Source organism: Mucilaginibacter sp. P4_G9, assembly GCF_056400985.1.
The window spans coordinates 1-1,198 of sequence record NZ_JBFUKF010000783.1 but is presented as its reverse complement, the minus strand read 5'-3'; the positions used below and the strand labels follow the sequence as shown (position 1 = coordinate 1,198).

Genomic DNA, 1,198 nt, shown 5'->3' with positions numbered 1-1,198 from the left:
AGGAGTTGGCCGCTGCCATGATACATGTTGTAAATCAACCATTTGCTAAAAAAGTAATAGAGGGAAAAGATATTATAGCACTGGCAAAAGTAAAACAGTAATCATTTTAAAAGGCTATCTTTAGCAACAACCGGTATTTACTTGTTGCTATTAACCCATCATTTATTGAAAGATCCCTTTAATTGCCTTATAGATAGTTATATAAATGATAACGTTGGTATTGCCGACCATTTTTTAAGTGATGTACTGGCTGCCGATCTGAAACAAAATCTAATATCTCTTTTTCAGCAAAACAAACTCCTTTCTGCAGGCATTGGTAACGAGCATATTGTAGTTAATAACCAATTAGTACGTGGCGATAGTATTTACTGGCTCGATCGCAAACACGATACAGCTTGTGAAAATGATTTTTTTGATCTGATGGATGGTTTTGTGAGTTACTTAAATCAAACCTGCTATACCGGTATTACCAGCTACGAATTTCATTACACATTGTACGAAAAAGGCTCTTTTTATAAAAAGCATCTCGATCAGTTTAAGAATAACGATAGCCGTAAATATTCTATGATCATGTATTTAAATACGGAATGGGAGGCCGCTGATGGGGGAGAGCTGTGCATCCATCAAAACAATACCGAACAAACCATCAACCCCGAAAATGGAAGAACGGTATTTTTTAAAAGCAGCGAACTTTTACATGAAGTTTTATGTACGCAGAAACCAAGGATGAGTATAACAGGCTGGCTAAAAGTAGATCACTATATTAAAGTTAAATAATAAACGGGATCATTTAATCCCGTTTATTATTTAACTTTAATATCCAAGCCTTATTTGGGCCTGAGTGCCGAACCTACATTCCAGTTTATACCAAGCGCAACACCTGTTGATTTAAGATCAACCCGGCCATTACCAATGCCGGTAACCGGCAGCTTCATATATGGCTGAACAACCAGGCTGAATTTTGAATTTATTCTCCGCTGATAATTGGCATTAATATTAATAACACTAAACAAGTGCTTATTTTGATTTTTAAACTCCAGGTTGTAAGGCTTCCACCCGCTTTCGGCCGAATAATCAAACCTGTAATTTTCCTTCAACATAAAGTACGAGGATAATCCAGTACCCAAAGCTATGGCATTATTCCCTTTTGAATATAGCTGATAACTTACATTTAAAGGAATATCAAGAACCTTACAAT

2 protein-coding genes are annotated in these 1,198 nt (G+C 36.1%); one reads left to right on the top strand and one right to left on the bottom strand.

The genetic code is table 11. The features are described 5' to 3' along the window. The first annotated feature begins 165 nt into the window (after positions 1-165). Positions 166-777: a 2OG-Fe(II) oxygenase gene (locus AC1DPZ_RS27625; RefSeq protein ID WP_477409556.1), complete on the top strand. Its 612-nt coding sequence runs from the start codon at positions 166-168 to the stop codon at positions 775-777. A gap of 50 nt (positions 778-827) precedes the next feature. Here AC1DPZ_RS27625 and AC1DPZ_RS27620 read toward each other — a convergent pair. Next, positions 828-1,198, bottom strand: a 371-nt coding sequence (locus tag AC1DPZ_RS27620; protein ID WP_477409554.1) for a hypothetical protein, incomplete at its 5' end; no start/stop codon positions are given.